1 protein-coding gene is annotated in these 281 nt (G+C 56.6%); it reads left to right on the top strand.

The window, feature by feature from the left end:
- Window positions 1-281 (top strand): TrmH family RNA methyltransferase (locus tag LZP73_RS20985; RefSeq protein WP_326490391.1); only part of this gene is annotated, 281 nt, incomplete at both ends.

The following is a 281-nucleotide window of genomic DNA, read 5'->3' as shown; positions in this document are numbered from 1 at the left end:
CTGGGCGGCATGATGCGTAGCTGTGCGCACTTCGGCGTGAAAGGTGTTGTGGTGCAGGATGCAGCACTGCTGGAGTCTGGGGCGGCTATCCGTACCGCAGAAGGCGGCGCAGAGCACGTTCAGCCGATTACTGGCGACAACATTGTTAACGTGCTGGATGATTTCCGTCAGGCGGGTTACACCGTAGTGACAACTTCCAGCGAGCAGGGTAAACCGCTGTTCAAAACCAGTCTGCCAGCGAAAATGGTACTGGTGCTGGGTCAGGAATATGAAGGGTTACC

This window comes from Shewanella sp. AS16 (assembly GCF_021412365.1).
Taxonomy (GTDB): domain Bacteria; phylum Pseudomonadota; class Gammaproteobacteria; order Enterobacterales; family Shewanellaceae; genus Shewanella; species Shewanella salipaludis.
Note: the sequence above shows the minus strand (reverse complement) of the source record. Positions and strands in the feature narration are given on the sequence as shown.